Genomic DNA, 15,634 nt, shown 5'->3' on the forward strand with positions numbered 1-15,634 from the left:
CAACGCTTACAGGACGAGTCGTATGCAACAATCTTTCGAGACACAGTCCGAGCCGGTCGGCGGCTCCGGGCTGTCGCGGGCCTATAGGGGCCTGTTAAACGGTACGGGCGCTTTTGCCGCCTTGCTTTTCTTTGCCATGGCGCTACTGGTGTGCGCCGATGTTCTGCTTCGAAACCTGGGCGTCATGTCTATTCAGTGGGCGGTAGAAGTCACTGAATACATGATGATGATTGCCGCGTTTTGTGCGGCGCCCTGGTTGGTTTACACCAACGACCACATTCGTGTCGACGTCATTGTGCGTAATTTCACCGGGGCGGCCGCCTTCCTGGTCGGGTTGGTCTCTTACGGTGTATGCCTGTTTATTTCGGCAGTATTGGCCTGGTATAGCTACACCAGTTTGCTCGACGCCGCGCAACAGGGCGGTATCGTGTTCAAAGTGCTGATGTTCCCCGAATGGTGGCTGGGGCTGCCCATGCTGTTTTGCTTTGTGCTGCTGACCATCGAATTTACGCGTCAGTTTGCAGGTCTGTTTTTCAAAAGTAAGGTGGCATGATGGATTGGCAGTCGGCAATTATGTTGTTGTTGGGTACGCTCTTCGTGCTGATGCTCGTTGGCATGCCCGTTGCTTTTGCGTTTTTGGGGGTTAACCTGCTGGGCGCCTGGGTGTTCATGGGGGGCGAGGCCGGTGTCAGTCAGCTGGTTCGTAATTCCATTCAGTCAGTTAGCAGCTTTTCGTTAACGCCTATTCCGTTGTTCATCCTGATGGGCGAGGTGCTGTTTCATACCGGGTTGGCATTCAGGGCCATTAACGCCATCGAACGCCTGATCGCACGGGTGCCCGGGCGGTTGTCTGTCGTGTCTGTCGTTGGCGGAACGGTGTTTGCCACCCTGTCGGGCTCTACCATTGCCAATACGGCCATGATGGGCGGGACCTTGTTGCCCGAAATGATGCGGCGCGGCTACCACCCTAACCTGGCTATGGGCCCGATTATGGCGGTGGGGGGTATTGCCATGCTCATCCCACCATCGGCGCTGGCCGTTATGCTGGGTAGTCTGGCCGGCATTTCCATTTCCAAGCTGCTTATCGGCGGCATTATTCCGGGCATTCTGTTGTCGATTATGTTCGTGGGTTATGTTGTTTTGCGCTGCAAAATGAACCCCGAATTGGCCCCGGCCGATGACCCCAGCGAACGCGTGTCGGGTTGGGAAAAGTGGAAGCCCTTCATGCGTGACGTGGTGCCGCTGCTGGGTATTTTCATTGCCGTGGTGGGCAGTATGCTGGTAGGTTGGGCGTCGCCAACCGAGTCGGCCGCCATTGGCGCCGTTGCGGCCACGCTTGCTACCGTGTGCTACGGCACTTTCACTGTCAGCAGTTTTTACAAGTCACTTATCGAAACTGCCCGCATTTCGGTGGTGATTCTGTTCGTGCTTATTGCGTCGACCACGTTCTCGCAGCTACTCAGTTTTTCGGGGGCAACCACCGGTTTGCTTAATCTGATTACCGAGTATGACCTGTCGCCCATGTGGCTGATTATCGGCATGTTGCTGATTTTGCTTGCTCTGGGGTGTGTGATTGACCAGGTCAGCATGATGATGATTACGCTGCCGTTCTTCATGCCTCTGGCCAATGCGGCTGGTATCGATCCCATCTGGCTCGGCGTGATGTTCTTGTTGGCCATGGAAATGGGCTTGCTGACACCGCCATTTGGTTTGCTGTGCATGGTCATGCAAAGTGTGGCCCCGCCACAAATTCGCCTGACGCAAATTTACGCGTCGGTCATGCCCTACCTTCTCATTGAGCTGCTGGTGTTGGGCTTGATCTTGTTAATCCCGTGGCTGGCTGTGGGGCTGCCACAACTCATGATGTAACCAAAGGAGATCCGTACATGAAATTTCAATTGAAAAAAATCGCGCTGGGCGCGGTGCTGGGCTTGGCCGCAGTATCGGCACAAGGCGCAGAAGTGACACTGAAAGCCGTCAGCGTATTCAACAAAGATGCCTTTTTCTTCCGTCAATTCAACGAGTTCATGAACTCGGTGAATGCCGAAGGCAAAGGTCTGGTCCAGATCCAGTTTGTGGGTGGCCCTGAGTCCATGCCTCCGTTCGAAGTTGGTAGCGCCCTGCGTTCGGGTGTTGTCGACATCGCTAATACAACGGCCGTGTTCCATGCCAACTTGGTGCCCGAAGGGCTGGCCTTGACGGTGACCGACACCCCTATGGCCGAGCTGCGTAAAAACGGCGGCTACGAGCTGATGGACAAGATCCACCGCGAAAAGGCCAACATGGTGTGGCTGGGCCGTACCACCGACGGCTTGAAATACCATGTTTACAGCAACAAAAAGCCCGACGGTAACTCGTTCGCTGGCATGAAGCTGCGCAGTGTGCCTGTGTACCGTGCATTCTTCCAGTCGTTGGGTGCCGCACCTTTGCAAGTGCCCCCCGGCGAGGTCTTTACGGCGCTTGAGCGCGGTGTGGTCGACGGCTACGGCTGGCCCAGCGTAGGTATTTTCGACCTGGGTTGGCAAGAGAAAACCAAGTACCGCGTCGAACCCGGCTTTTACAACGTAGAAGTCAGTTTGTTCATGAACCAGGATACCTGGGAAAAGAAATTGAACAACGAACAGCGTGAGTTCTTGAAAGCGCAAATGGCCAAGATTGAAGCCAATTACGCTAAAGACCACGAACTGGCTGTTGCAGAGAAAAAACGTCAGGAAGAGTTCGGTATTGAAATGGTATCGGTCGGCAATGGTGAGGCTTTCGTCAAGCAAGCCAACGCCGAAGCCTGGAAAGCAATTGACCAGGCCAGCCCCAAGCACGCCGCTGAATTGCGCGCCAAGTTTGGTGGCAACCAGTAATCAAAGCCTCATATAAACGGGTACGGAGCATATGATGACAACCGGTGAACTGATCGTCTTAGCTTTATTCGGCATTGGCCTTGTGTGCTCTATTACCCTGTTTGTCTGGTTGGTTCGCATGCTGCGACGCGACCGCAAGAAGTAAGTGTCTGGCGCCTGCCCAAACGGTAACAGGCGCAGCACGGCCAAAAAAGTTGTCTAGTTAGGCGATTTTCAAGGCGGTTCGGTAACGACGCTGCAATTAAAAAGGCCTGAACCCGCTTTTATCGCGGGTTCAGGCCTTTTTGTGTTTGGTGCTTTGGGTTAGTTAAATGCCTGATGCGGCAGCAGGAAGAAGAATGCTGCAATAAGCGTGGGCACCAGGGCCGAGAGCAGCAATTTCAGGGGTGAAATTGCGCCGTCTGGGAATGTATTTTTCAGGATAGCAAAGCCAGCCGGGTTGGGGGCGTTAGCAATGACGGTTAAGCCGCCGCCGGTTACCGCACCGGCCACCAGCATATAACGCCAGATATCACTGGTGCCTTCGACCAGAGACCCCAGGTAAGTGAGCGCAGCGTTGTCAGTAAGTGCCGTCAGTGCCGTTGCACCCCAGAACAAGACCGTGGGTGAGAGGCTGCCCAGGAGGTCTTGCAGCCACCATTTTTGAAGGCCACCCAAGACGACCAGCCCCGCCAGAAAGAAGCCGACCATCAAGCCTTCTTTGATGAGCAGCGGGTTCTGGAACTTGGGGTAGGCTGCCGCATAGCCAATAAACATCATGAGCAGGCCCAGGAACATCGCAGGGTGGTGCGCGGTAAGCACAATGGCTACCAGGAAGGCCAGGTGGATGCCCATGACCAGCGGTGGCGCAGGGGGGCGCTTTTCGGTGAAGTCGTTGGCATTGTTAACCCCCGAGCCGGTACCGATTTCTTTGGTGACCAGGTACTTGCGCACAATAAGGGTAAGCAGGGCGGCATTAAGGAACACTGCAGCTGCAGCGCGCCAGCCGAAGTGCGTCAGCATGTAGTATGAGTCCCAGCCGAAGGTTTGGGCGACCATGAGCACGGGCGGAGCAGCATAGGCTGTGAGTACGCCGCCAATAGAGATATTGACGAACAGCACGCCCAGGGTGAGGTACTTGAACCCGGCCTGTTCAGAGCGTCGGAAATACGCATCGCGTAACAACAAGGCGGCCAGCGTCATGGCGGCAGGCTCGGTAATAAATGAGCCGGCCAGCGGCACCAGCGACATGGTGATGAAGAACATGGCGACTTCGGTGCGGATAGGCATCGCACGGGCCAGGCCGCGTACCAACAAGCCAACCAGATCAAGAATAGGCTTGCTGGCAGCGACCACCATAATGGCGAACACAAAAGCGGGTTCGGTAAAGTTACGCGAGTCGATATAGCTGATGGCCTCTGGCGCTCCGGCCGAAATCACCATAAAGACGATCAGAACGAATGCCCAGACACCGAAAACGGCCTCGACTTCGGCCAGCATGTGCCACAACCCCGCGTGCGGGCCATGTTTGTTGGCCAACCGGGCGAAAACAGGGACAGAGAACGTGTGAATAATGGCAACGGCAAACAGAAACGTTGCCAGCGTTTCAAGGAAAGATGGCATGGGTTTGACCTTTAGTTGATTAGGGTGCCGCCCAACGAGGCGACAATCAGTAATACACCCACCGTCATGTTCGACCGAAACAACATGAAGTTGCGGTCGGGACGGTTAAGGCTGAACACCCACATTTGCCAGGCAAGGTGAGCGGTAATGACTGCCAGGACCAAAAAATAGGCCCATGACAAATGAAGGGCAATGCCTGCATACAGCCAAAGCAGCACAGTTGCCGCGTAAAATCCGCTGATCCATAGTTTGCCGTGCTCGCCGAAGCGCATGGCAGTCGACTTGACCCCTAATTTGAGGTCGTCGCGCACGTCGACATAGGCGTAAATAGAGTCGTAACCTACCTGCCACAGCACGGCGCCCACCCACATGGCAATGGCGGCCAGCGGCACGATGTTTTGGGTGTCGGACCAGGCCATGAGCATGCCCCAGTTAAACCCGATGCCCAGCACAATTTGCGGCCAGTAGGTAAAGCGCTTGCACAGCGGGTAAACAATCACAATGGGGACGAGCAGCACGGCCAGCCAGCGGCTGTATTCGTTAACGGCAAACAGCAACAGGCCGCACACCACGAATTGCCCGAACAAAAACCACAGCGCATTCTTTAATGAAAGTTGTCCGCTGGTCAGTGGCCGAAAGCGCGTGCGCTCGACTTTGCTGTCGATGTCGCGGTCGAAGATATCGTTGATGGTGCACCCCACACCACGCATGAGCAGGGCGCCTAGCGAAAAGATAAAAAGGCGGAAAAGTGTAGGCCAGCCTTCGGCGGCTTGAACCAGTGCCGCCAGGCAAGGCAGAAGCGTTAACCAGGTGCCCACCGGCCTATCGAGCCGGCAAAGCCGGGCATAAGGGCCCCAGGCGGCCGGCAGGTAATGCGCCACCCAGTCATCGTGGCGCATATCGGATAGGTCGGGTTTTGGCTGCTGCGCGCCGCTCACGCTGCTTTGCTGATGGCCGTTTCGGCGATCAGGCGGCCGAGAATTTCAATGCCTTCGCGGATGCGCTCTTCGGAGACGGTGACGAAACTGAGGCGCATGGTGTTGCGTTTTGGTTCTGCACCCGCGTAGAACGGTTCGCCGGGAACAAAGGCGACGTTTTGCTTGATGGCCCGTTCGAGGAGCTCGTAGGCATTGATGTGCTCGGGCAGCGTGACCCAAATGAACATGCCGCCTTCAGGGCGCGTCCAGTGGGCGTCTTTAGGAAAGAACTGCTGCATGGCGTCGAGCATATAGCCGCACTGTTCTTTGTAGATGTCGCGTACGGCCGGCAAATGGAAGTTAAGGAAGCCGTCTTGAATAGCTTCGTAGACTGCCATTTGAGTGAGTGTGGCCGTGTGAAGGTCGGTGGCCTGCTTGATTTGCACCAGCTTCGAGATGATGGCCTCGGGGGCGACGATATAGCCCAGACGTAGGCCGGGTGCCAGTACTTTTGAAAAGCTGCCTAGCCGGATAACGGTTGCGCCGACTTCGCGGCCCAACCCCAGCAGGCCGGGCAGCGCTTCGCCCGCGTAGCGAAGATCACCGTACGGGTCGTCTTCGATGATGGGGACATTAGCCTGGGCACAGCGCTTGACCAACGCTTTGCGGCGTTCGAGGTTGAGCGTCAGACCGGTGGGGTTTTGGAAATTGGGCAAAGCGTAGATGAAGCGGGCGCCCGCAACGCGTTCGTCGGTCAGGCCCTCGGGGATCAGGCCGCGTTCGTCGGTGGGGACGGCAACGTATTCGGGCTCGAATAACGAAAAGGACTGCAGGGCACCGAGGTAGCTGGGCGCCTCGACCAGGACCTTGCTGCCCGGGTCGATGAACAGTTTGCCTAGTAAGTCGAGCGCCTGTTGAGAGCCCGAAACGATAAGGACCTGATTGATGTTGACGTCGGTGGCGCCAACGCGTTTCAGGTCTTGTGTGACCCATTCGCGCAGCGGTGCGTAGCCTTCGGTGGGGCCGTACTGCAGCGCGGTGCGTCCATTGTGGCTAAGTACGCGTTCGAAGGCTGCACTGATCGTGTCAACGGGGAACCCTTTGGCTGCCGGTAACCCGCCGGCAAACGAAATAATTTCGGGGCGCTCGGTCACTTTCAAGATTTCGCGAATCGTTGAACTGGTGATTTTTTGCGCACGCTGCGAAAACGTATAGGGTTGCGTGTTGGGGTTATGGGCGTTCGAGCTCGTCATCCCGCATTATTCCTAAAAAAGAGGGCGTTTAGCCCTTTAGAATACTTCAACTTTGGCCGAAATGCTTGTAACTTGGCCTAGTGCCCCCATCTATGGCGTGACAGCTTTGTCGGCCAAGCCGGCCAATCTGGGTAAATACCCGTAAAAAAAGCTAAAATCGCGTGTTTTAGGCTGCTTTGCTACAAAGCGGCCATGCGCTGGCGAAACTGCTTTTTCGCGGGCGTTCAAGTATTTTTCTGGGGTAAGTATTGTGCCTATTTACGCTTACAAATGCAGCGCCTGCGGCCATGCCGAAGACGTTTTGCAAAAAATTTCCGACCCGCTCTTAACTCAATGCCCTCAATGTGGGCAGGCTACCTACGCCAAACAGGTGACTGCGGCGGGTTTCCAGCTTAAAGGCTCGGGTTGGTACGTTACCGATTTCCGTGGCGGGGCCAATGCGTCGGGCGCTGCGGGCGCAGCGGCGTCCGGTGCCTCCGACACAGCATCGTCATCCTCGACGGCAGGGACCCCTGCAGCCGCACCTGCGGCGGCGCCTGTGTCGTCGGCAACCTAGGGCCGCATGCGTACATTCAAACGCTACTTCATCACCGGGCTGCTCGTCTGGATCCCGCTGGTCATCACCTTGTGGGTGTTGTCTCTGGTGTTCACCACGCTTGAAAGCGTGGTGCCCCGTTTTCTCACCTCGCAATCCTTGTTTGGTATTCAGATTCCGGGCTTCCAGCTGCTTCTCGTTTTGCTGGTGGTGTTTTTTACCGGCCTGGCCGTGGCCAATTTTATTGGCCGTGCGCTGGTCGACCGCTGGGAACGTTTGTTGGGCAAAATCCCGTTGGTACGTTCCATTTATAATTCGGTTAAGCAGGTTTCCGACACGGTGCTGTCGCCTAGTGGTCAGGCGTTTCGCGAAGCTGTGTTGGTGCAGTACCCGCGCCAAGGTGCCTGGACCATCGCCTTTTTAACCGGCGTCCCCGGGGGCGAAGTGGCCGAGCGTCTGGGCGGCGATTATGTCAGTGTTTATGTGCCCACTACACCCAACCCAACGTCGGGCTTCTTTTTAATGATGCCTCGTGCCGACGTCCAGGTACTCGACATGAGCGTCGATGCGGCGCTCAAGTATATTGTTTCCATGGGGGTGGTGGTGCCCGGTGCATTAAAGCCCGAACTGGAAAGCGCTGTAATCAATGCGGTGCAGGCGGCAGCAGCAGTCGGTGCAGCGGCGGCTACGCCCAAACAGAACAATAATGGCAAACCGGGGTCTGATCACTAACAGACGCTGGCCGCCGACATCAAATTTTGAATATATAAACGGAGTATTCTTTCATGCGTACGTGCTATACCGGCGAGGTGGGTCGTGCCCAACTGGGCCAAACCGTCACACTGTTTGGCTGGGTGCATCGCCGCCGCGACCATGGCGGCGTCATCTTCATCGACCTGCGCGACCGCGCCGGCCTGGCTCAGGTCGTTGTCGATCCCGATAACGTCAGTGCCTTCGAAACGGCCGAACGCATCCGTAACGAATTTTGTGTGCGTATTACCGGCCTGGTGCGTGAGCGTCCCGAAGGCACGACCAATGCCGATCTGGCCTCGGGCGAGGTCGAAGTTCTGTGCCGTGAAATCGAAATCCTGAATGCTTCGGTCACGCCGCCGTTCCAGCTCGACGACGATAACCTGTCCGAAACGACCCGTCTTACTCATCGTGTGCTCGATCTTCGTCGCCCGCAAATGCAGCGCAATCTTATGCTGCGTTATCGCGTGTCTATCGAAGTACGTAAATACCTCGACAACCTGGGTTTCATCGATATCGAAACCCCCATGCTGACCAAGAGCACACCCGAAGGCGCACGCGACTATCTCGTGCCTTCGCGCGTCAATGCGGGCGAGTTCTTTGCATTGCCCCAGTCGCCTCAGCTTTTCAAGCAGATGCTGATGGTGGCTGGCTTCGACCGCTACTATCAAATCACCAAGTGCTTCCGCGACGAAGACTTGCGCGCTGATCGTCAACCCGAATTCACACAAATCGACTGCGAAACCTCCTTCCTGAATGAAGAGCAGATTCGCGAAATTTTTGAAGGCATGCTGCGTCACGTCTTCAAATCGGTCCAGAATGTCGAATTGCCCGGGCAGTTTCCGACCATGACCTGGGCTGAGGCCATGCGTCGTTATGGTTCCGACAAGCCCGACCTGCGCGTCAAGCTCGAGTTCGTCGATGTCTCCGACCTGATGTCTGATGTCGACTTCAAGGTGTTCTCGGCGCCGGCCAACGACCCTGCCAGTCGCGTCGTTGCCTTGCGCGTACCCGGTGGCGCCAGCATGCCCCGTAGCGAAATCGACGCCTACACCAAGTTTGTTGGTATTTACGGCGCCAAGGGGCTGGCCTACATCAAGGTCAACGATGCGTCCAGCATCCCCGACGGCCTGCAGTCACCCATCGTCAAGAACATCCATAACCAGGCGCTCACGCAGCTTATCGAGCGTACCGGGGCACAAAGCGGCGACCTGATTTTCTTTGGCGCCGACAAAACCAAAGTCGTCAACGATGCCATGGGCGCGCTACGCGTCAAAATCGGTCACAGCGATTTCGGCAAGCAAAACGGCCTCTTCGAGGCTGGCTGGCAGCCGTTGTGGGTGGTTGACTTCCCCATGTTCGAATACGATCCGCAAGAAGGTCGCTACTTCGCAGCGCATCACCCGTTTACCAGCCCCAAAGACGGCCACGAAGAGCTGCTCGAGACCGATCCGGCAAGCGCGCTGGCCAAGGCTTACGACATCGTCCTGAATGGTTGGGAAATTGGCGGCGGGTCGGTACGTATTCACCGTGCCGATGTTCAAAGCAAGGTCTTCCGTGCGCTCAATATCGGGGCCGAAGAGGCCGCCGAGAAGTTCGGGTTCCTGCTCGACGCCCTGCAATACGGTGCGCCGCCCCATGGCGGCGTGGCGTTTGGTCTCGACCGTCTCGTCACCATGATGACGGGCGCCGAATCCATTCGCGACGTCATTGCTTTCCCCAAAACGCAGCGCGCTCAGTGTCTGCTCACGCATGCGCCGTCGCCCGTCGACGAAAAGCAATTGCGCGAGTTGCACATTCGTTTGCGCAAGGCCGAGGCTCCGTCGTCTTAAACGACGTCGGGCCCTAACGACTATGTCGGTACTTCGGGTCGTCAGCTACAACATCCATAAGGGCCGCTCCGCCACGGGCGCGCGCGAGTCCCTTTCCCAGTTGCGTCTGGGGTTGTATGGGCTGCGGCCCGATTTGCTTTTTCTGCAAGAAGTGCAGGGGCGCAATCATCGGCAAAGTGTGCTCGACGCGCAGCACGAATCGCTGGGGGCCGCCCTGGGCATGGACGTTTGCTACGGGCGTAATGCCGTACGAACCCATACCGACCACGGCAATGCGCTGTTGTCGCGCTTCAGGGTGCTGAGCTACGAAAACGAAGACGTGTCCGATCACCGTCTGGAGCAGCGCGGCTTGTTGCATGCGGTGGTGTCTATCAACAATACCGATGTGCATTGCATCGTGGTGCATCTGGGTTTGTTTGCTGGCGGTCGGTCTCGTCAGGTGCTGGCGTTGGTCGAACGTATCCGGCGGCTCGTGCCTGCCGATGCGCCTCTGCTTATCGCTGGCGATTTCAACGACTGGAACAACCGCCTGGCACCGTTGTTCGTCAAGCAGTTAAATTTATACGAAGTCTTTTCGGTCGCGCCTCATGCGCCGCATACGGGTCCTTTAACCATGCCAGCGCCGCTTAAAGCCTTGGGTCAGTCGTTGCGCATGTTGGGTGGCAGCGGCGGGTTTGGCGGGCGTCCGCACGAATTGGGCGTCGACGGCATGGCGCGTACCACGCCGCCGCCACGTACGTTTCCTGCTGCTTTCCCGTGGTTCCGGCTCGATCGCATTTACCAGCGCGGCTTTGCCGTGCGTACGGCGCGAGTGCTGCATGGCAAACCCTGGTCGCAGTGGTCAGACCACGCGCCCATATTTACCGAGCTTGAGTTGCCTTGAGCAAGCCTGGGCCAGACCGCTACCCGGATTTTGTCCGTTGGCGCTCAGGCAACGAAGTGACGCTGCTGCAGAACGGCGCCCAGTATTTTCCGGCGCTGTTTCAGGCCATAGACGGTGCGCGCTTCAGCATTCACCTCGAAACTTACATTTTCAATCTTGATGATACCGGCCTGAAGTTGCTGGCGCATTTGCGTGCGGCCTGTGAGCGTGGGGTGCGGGTGCGCGTGGTTGTCGATGGCTTTGGCAGTGCACCTAATGCCGAAGCCATCGGGCGCGAAGTGACGCAAATGGGCGGGCGCTACCGGGTGTATCGTCCGGAGCCACGCGGTATTGAGTTTTACCGCTTCAGTTTGCGTCGTTTAAGGCGCCTGCATCGCAAGCTGGTGGTCATTGACCAGAGTGTGGCCTTTGTAGGCGGCATCAATGTCCTGGACGATCTGGTCGATGTGCCTGACGACGGGCAGGGCCCCGAGCCGCGTTTCGATTTTGCCGTTAAAGTGCGCGGCCCGATTGTGCAAGACTTGTTCAAGGCGCAAAGCGACTTATGGATGCGCATGGCCTGGCGGCATCGCAGCGATTGGGCTGCGTTTTACAAGCGGGTCAGGCGCTGGCGCCGAAGGCGTGATGTTGCCTTGGTGCAGCGGTCGGGTCCGGTGCCTGGTGGCGTGCGTGCCGCCGCGCTGTTTCGAGATAACGTCCGGTTTCGCAAAGCCATCGAGTCAGCTTACATTGGCGCCATTTATCGGGCACGGCGCGATATCCTGATTGCTAATTCTTACTTCTTGCCGGGGCGCGCGCTGAAAAGAGCCCTGCAAGATGCCGCGGCCCGTGGGGTGTCTGTGCGTTTGCTGTTGCAAGGTCGGTCTGAATATACTTTGCAGTTCAGGGCGTGCCGCAGCATGTATGGCCGATTGCTCAAGCATGGTATTCGTATTTATGAATACATGCCCAGCTATTTGCACGCCAAGGTGGCCGTCATCGATGATCGCGCCATGGTGGGTTCGGCTAACATGGACCCGTTCAGTTTATTGTTGGCGCGCGAGGCCAATGTCTACGTAGACGATGCGGGTTTTGCCGCGCAACTGCGCGAACGGCTCGAGGCTCAGTTGCAGGTCAGTAGCCAGCACGTTACCCCGCTGGTCTACGAAAAGCGGTCATGGCTGACAATATTTCTTGATGCCTGTGCGCATCGCTTGTTGCGTCTGGGCGTTGCCCTGACAGGTAAATCTTCCGAATACTGATTTTTTATCAAAGGTTTTTCATGTCTGATCTTTCTGCGTTTCCCATTACCCAAAAATGGCCGGCTGCACACCCCGATCGTATTCAGCTGTATTCGCTACCCACGCCTAATGGCGTCAAAGTGTCGATCATGCTTGAAGAAACGGGTTTGCCGTACGAAGCGCACCTGGTCAGTTTCCAGACCAATGACCAACTGACGCCCGAGTTTGTCTCGCTGAACCCGAACAACAAGATCCCCGCCATCATCGACCCGGCCGGCCCCGGCGGTAAGCCGCTGCCACTGTTCGAGTCGGGGGCTATTTTGGTGTATTTGGCCGAGAAAACGGGTAAGTTTCTACCCACTGATCCGGTGCAGCGCTACACCACCTTGCAGTGGCTGATGTTCCAGATGGGCGGTGTAGGGCCCATGTTCGGGCAGTTGGGCTTTTTCCATAAGTTTGCCGGCAAAGATATCGAAGACAAACGTCCGCGCGATCGCTATTTGGCTGAAACCCGGCGTTTGCTGGGGGTTCTGGATAAACACTTGGCAGGGCGTCAGTGGATCATGGGCGATGATTACACCATTGCCGACATGGCGACGTTGCCCTGGGTGCGCAGCCTGATGCAGGTTTACGAAGCTGCCGATTTAGTCGGCATCAGTGATTTTCCTGAGGTCTTGCGCGTGCTTGAGGTCTTTTTGGCGCGACCCGCGGTGCAGGCGGGCCTGAACCAGCCGCCGCGCAGCTGATTCCGTCGGTGGTGCGTGGGCATGCCAGGGTTAGGTCAAGGCGTGTTGGATAAGCTGGCCGCCAGCCGCTCAACCAGGCGCTGGCGCCGCACCGATGTTTCGTAGTGGTCGTCGAGTGTTGACCATTGCGGGTTGCTGCGGGCCTCTTGAATCGTCTCAGGAAGGCGAGAGTCACTGAATCCGTTGACGCGTTCAATATCAATGGTGATCGGGTCCCGTGCGGCATGACCGCGTTGCTCTAGTGCGGCGATCAGGGCCATTTGGCGGGCTGCCAACAGTCTGATGACATTGTCATCGACAGAAATTTCTTGGTAGCCGAGTAGTTTTGCCAGCAGGCGTTTGCCGAAGCGATCTACCCCTTGCCAGGCGCCGCCGACTGCGGCGCCGATCATGGTGCCGGTGCCCAGGCTGAGACCGGCACTGAGCAAGTCAACAGTCAGCCCCGCTGCGGCACCTGCTGCTGCACCTTTGCTGACCTCAATACCTGCTTCTTTAAGGGTTTGGGGGCTGAATAAATCCATGCCCCAGCGCTCACCTTCAAGGGGTAAGGCATGCTGCAGGAAGTCTTCACGACGAAAGTTGTAGTGCTTGAGCAAGGCTTGTAGGCAGGTTTGCTCGTGGCGCCGGACCAGGTCGCGCAACACTTGGGTGGTTTCTTCGACGGATGTACTGTCTGCTTTTGTGCTGACACGCAGGGCGGCAACATCGACCAGCAGCTCGGCCAGCAAGCGGTAGGCGCCTTGGCGGCGTGCGTGCCGTTGCGCCTGAATATTGGTTTTCAGGGTAGTCAGCAGTGCGGCGTGGCGGTCGAGTAAAACGCCTAGTTTTTCGTAAAGCTGGTCTTCGCCGTCGAGCGAGGGGGCAACCGTGTCGAATTCGACTATGGCATGCAGATTCAGGCGACCCAGGCCCTCACGCCACTCATCGACACGTTGGTACTTGTGCTGCGTAAAGTTCAGCACTGGCAAAATGGGGCGCCCGCAAGAGGCTAGTATGGCCAGTTCTTCTTTGTGCTTGCTGAGCATCGGGTCCCGGGTGTCGATGACGTATAACGCGGCATCGCACTCAAGCAATTTTTTCAGGACACGCGCCTCTTGCTCGAAGCGGCGCCGGCTCTCAACCGAGTCCAGGAAGCGGTCGACCCGATCGAAGGCGTCCAGGCGCTCTTCGCGTGGACAAAGGCGATCGATGTAGTCTGACAAACCGATGGCGTCTTCGATGCCCGGTGTATCAAAGAACTCGATGACCGGCGTTTCGTCGATGAGTAGCTGTATGCCTTCGACGTGGCGTGTGGTGCCGGGGCGGTCGCTGACTTCACCGAAGTCGGGGTTGCGTGTCAGTGAGCGTAGCAACGACGTTTTACCGGTGTTGGTATGACCAACCACGGCAATGCGCAGCAGAACGTCGGGCGTCGGTGCCGGGTCGGTGGGCGGCTGTGCGATATCAGTGGTTGCCATGCGGGGTGCTCTGGGTAGTGCCGGTTTGAGCCGTTAGGCTTGCCGGCCCGGTGTAAACGCGGGCGCTGTCAAAGCCGACGCGCTCAAGGTTTGCTTGCCATAGTGTAGTTCGATTGTTTTCAGGCATTGTGTCAGGCAGCAAAATCAGCACATGAAATTGTTTGCAGGTTTGGGCCAGCGCTTGAAAGTAAAGCAAGGTGCCGCGGTCGGGTGTCAGGCGGCCGTCGCAGGCCGCAATCAGGTGGTCATACTGTTTTGATTCCAGCGCGCTCAGCAGCGCGCTGCGCTGTGCGCGGGTATCGACACGTCCGAGGTCGGCGCCAATGTTTTCCAGGCCTGACGGCGGCCAGGTAATGTCGTTGGGCAGCTCAATGGCCACCAAGGCATTATGCCCGCCAGGAATTATGAGACCAGCCTGGCTGCTTTCGCCAGAGTTTGTTGCTAAATCAGGGGCAGGGGCGTCGATACCGGTGTTCAGGCTGCCGGGCATGAGGCGCGGCTTGAGCTCGATGAACCCGGGCAGTTCGGTGTCCAGCGTAAGAAGCTGCATTTGCCTTCGCCAGGTGACGATGCACGCCAGCAAGGCCAATAGCCTGGGCAAAAAACCGTATACGACGACAACGCCCAGCAGCCATTGAGACCATAACGGCCCTGCGCTGTTGTTCGCAGGCAGTGCGCCGGCCATGCTTTGTGCCACAACGGTGTCGGCGGGTATCGGGAATCCGATCAGCGAGGGTAGTCCACCGAACAGATGCGTAATAACGGTGAACGCTTCGGGCGCCAAGAGCGTCGTTTCCCACTGGAAGACATATTGTCGTGCCGACAGTAGTGCCAACAGGGTGACGATGGTCGAGACAAAAACAATGCACCAGACAGCGTGGGTCAGGATCCCCAGCAGCGGTTTGAGCCCGTGGCTACGTTGCAGCGTTGCGACTAGCGCCTGGCCGATTGCCGCGCTTTGCGGTGTACGCGCCATGCGCGAGGTCATCCATAACCAGACCGCGCCCATTCCGCTGGCGTGCGATGAGGATGCGACGGTGCCAACCAACCAAAAGACAAAGGTCAGGGCGTGTAGCCCCAACAGTACAGCTATTGCCAGCATCAGGTTGACAGGATGGCTGCCGTCACCCAATGCGCTTGCCGCCAGCCCCGCGCCGGTCAATATTGCGGTAATCGCAAGCAGTGCAAAAGCCAACTTGCTTAGCGTCTGCCAGTGGACGAATGTCGTTTGTATGTTTTCGCGTTCGGCCAGCGCCTGGGCGCGAGTGATCAGGCGCTGAGCAAAATTGCCCCCGCGCCCAAGTGCGCGCGCCACGGGCGCAGCGTCGTCCAGAGCGCCGTCGCGCAGTTCTTTGATGCGCAGCGTTTCGGCCAGCCATACGGCGTTGAACGACAGCGCATCACGCATGATGCGCTCCGGGCAAGTCTAAGTGAAAACCCCGAGTCGGGCTTGAAATGAAAACCATAAATAGGCGTTGAGCAAGCAATAGCAAGGGGGAATATTAGGCTGGCCGTCGTACCGACGTCCAGTCGATAGAGAAAGCTCTATTTTGTTGGGGTCTCAACTAGTTGACTTACCAACTA

Annotated in this window: 14 protein-coding genes; 9 read left to right on the top strand and 5 right to left on the bottom strand. The window is 57.3% G+C overall.

What is annotated here, in order from left to right; genetic code table 11:
• The first annotated feature begins 22 nt into the window (after window positions 1-22).
• From CHR62_RS05560 to dctP, 3 genes are read left to right on the top strand one after another with little or no spacing between them, the layout of a single operon-like run.
• Window positions 23-553 (top strand): TRAP transporter small permease, encoded by a 531-nt coding sequence (locus tag CHR62_RS05560; RefSeq protein WP_093970878.1) that lies wholly within the window; start codon window positions 23-25, stop codon window positions 551-553.
• Window positions 550-1,869, top strand: coding sequence for a TRAP transporter large permease (locus CHR62_RS05565; protein WP_233574888.1), 1,320 nt, complete (start codon window positions 550-552; stop codon window positions 1,867-1,869). Before CHR62_RS05560 ends, CHR62_RS05565 begins: the two co-directional genes overlap by 4 nt.
• A gap of 17 nt (window positions 1,870-1,886) precedes the next feature.
• Complete coding sequence (gene dctP / locus CHR62_RS05570) at window positions 1,887-2,855, top strand: TRAP transporter substrate-binding protein DctP (RefSeq protein ID WP_123660293.1); 969 nt, start codon at window positions 1,887-1,889, stop codon at window positions 2,853-2,855.
• A gap of 303 nt (window positions 2,856-3,158) precedes the next feature.
• On the opposite strand, the gene CHR62_RS05575 is transcribed toward dctP, so the two are convergent.
• Genes CHR62_RS05575 through CHR62_RS05585 form a run of 3 tightly spaced genes read right to left on the bottom strand, consistent with a single transcriptional unit; the run spans window position 3,159 to window position 6,627 of the window.
• On the bottom strand, window positions 3,159-4,457 hold the full coding sequence (locus CHR62_RS05575) for a putative Na+/H+ antiporter (protein ID WP_093970881.1): 1,299 nt from the start codon (window positions 4,455-4,457) through the stop codon (window positions 3,159-3,161).
• Window positions 4,458-4,468: 11 nt separating this feature from the next.
• Window positions 4,469-5,395, bottom strand: coding sequence for a 4-hydroxybenzoate octaprenyltransferase (ubiA, locus tag CHR62_RS05580; RefSeq protein WP_370318041.1), 927 nt, complete (start codon window positions 5,393-5,395; stop codon window positions 4,469-4,471).
• Complete coding sequence (locus CHR62_RS05585; RefSeq protein WP_093970882.1) at window positions 5,392-6,627, bottom strand: PLP-dependent aminotransferase family protein; 1,236 nt, start codon at window positions 6,625-6,627, stop codon at window positions 5,392-5,394. The genes ubiA and CHR62_RS05585 overlap by 4 nt, the downstream gene beginning before the upstream one ends.
• Before the next feature lie 250 nt (window positions 6,628-6,877).
• Between CHR62_RS05585 and CHR62_RS05590 the strand changes: the two genes are divergently transcribed.
• Genes CHR62_RS05590 through CHR62_RS05615 form a run of 6 tightly spaced genes read left to right on the top strand, consistent with a single transcriptional unit; the run spans window position 6,878 to window position 12,593 of the window.
• On the top strand, window positions 6,878-7,183 hold the full coding sequence (locus tag CHR62_RS05590; RefSeq protein WP_123660294.1) for an FmdB family zinc ribbon protein: 306 nt from the start codon (window positions 6,878-6,880) through the stop codon (window positions 7,181-7,183).
• 6 nt (window positions 7,184-7,189) lie between these two features.
• A complete protein-coding gene (locus tag CHR62_RS05595) occupies window positions 7,190-7,894 on the top strand; it encodes a DUF502 domain-containing protein (RefSeq protein ID WP_123660295.1) in 705 nt (234 codons plus the stop codon).
• Between the two features lie 53 nt (window positions 7,895-7,947).
• Window positions 7,948-9,744 (top strand): aspartate--tRNA ligase, encoded by a 1,797-nt coding sequence (gene aspS, locus CHR62_RS05600; RefSeq protein WP_093970885.1) that lies wholly within the window; start codon window positions 7,948-7,950, stop codon window positions 9,742-9,744.
• A 22-nt stretch (window positions 9,745-9,766) separates the two neighbouring features.
• Window positions 9,767-10,627, top strand: coding sequence for an endonuclease/exonuclease/phosphatase family protein (locus tag CHR62_RS05605; protein WP_123660296.1), 861 nt, complete (start codon window positions 9,767-9,769; stop codon window positions 10,625-10,627).
• Complete coding sequence (gene clsB / locus CHR62_RS05610) at window positions 10,624-11,868, top strand: cardiolipin synthase ClsB (RefSeq protein WP_123660297.1); 1,245 nt, start codon at window positions 10,624-10,626, stop codon at window positions 11,866-11,868. Before CHR62_RS05605 ends, clsB begins: the two co-directional genes overlap by 4 nt.
• A gap of 20 nt (window positions 11,869-11,888) precedes the next feature.
• Window positions 11,889-12,593 (top strand): glutathione S-transferase N-terminal domain-containing protein, encoded by a 705-nt coding sequence (locus CHR62_RS05615; protein WP_123660298.1) that lies wholly within the window; start codon window positions 11,889-11,891, stop codon window positions 12,591-12,593.
• A gap of 35 nt (window positions 12,594-12,628) precedes the next feature.
• On the opposite strand, the gene CHR62_RS05620 is transcribed toward CHR62_RS05615, so the two are convergent.
• Both CHR62_RS05620 and CHR62_RS05625 read right to left on the bottom strand, forming a co-directional pair.
• Window positions 12,629-14,050, bottom strand: a complete 1,422-nt coding sequence (locus CHR62_RS05620) for a GTPase/DUF3482 domain-containing protein (protein WP_123660299.1) — start codon at window positions 14,048-14,050, stop codon at window positions 12,629-12,631.
• Window positions 14,037-15,458 carry a DUF2868 domain-containing protein gene (locus tag CHR62_RS05625; RefSeq protein ID WP_123660300.1) on the bottom strand — a complete coding sequence of 474 codons (1,422 nt, stop codon included), beginning with the start codon at window positions 15,456-15,458 and terminating at the stop codon, window positions 14,037-14,039. The genes CHR62_RS05620 and CHR62_RS05625 overlap by 14 nt, the downstream gene beginning before the upstream one ends.
• Between the last annotated feature and the right edge of the window lie 176 nt (window positions 15,459-15,634).

Source organism: Pusillimonas sp. NJUB218, assembly GCF_003788685.1.
Taxonomy (GTDB): domain Bacteria; phylum Pseudomonadota; class Gammaproteobacteria; order Burkholderiales; family Burkholderiaceae_B; genus Neopusillimonas.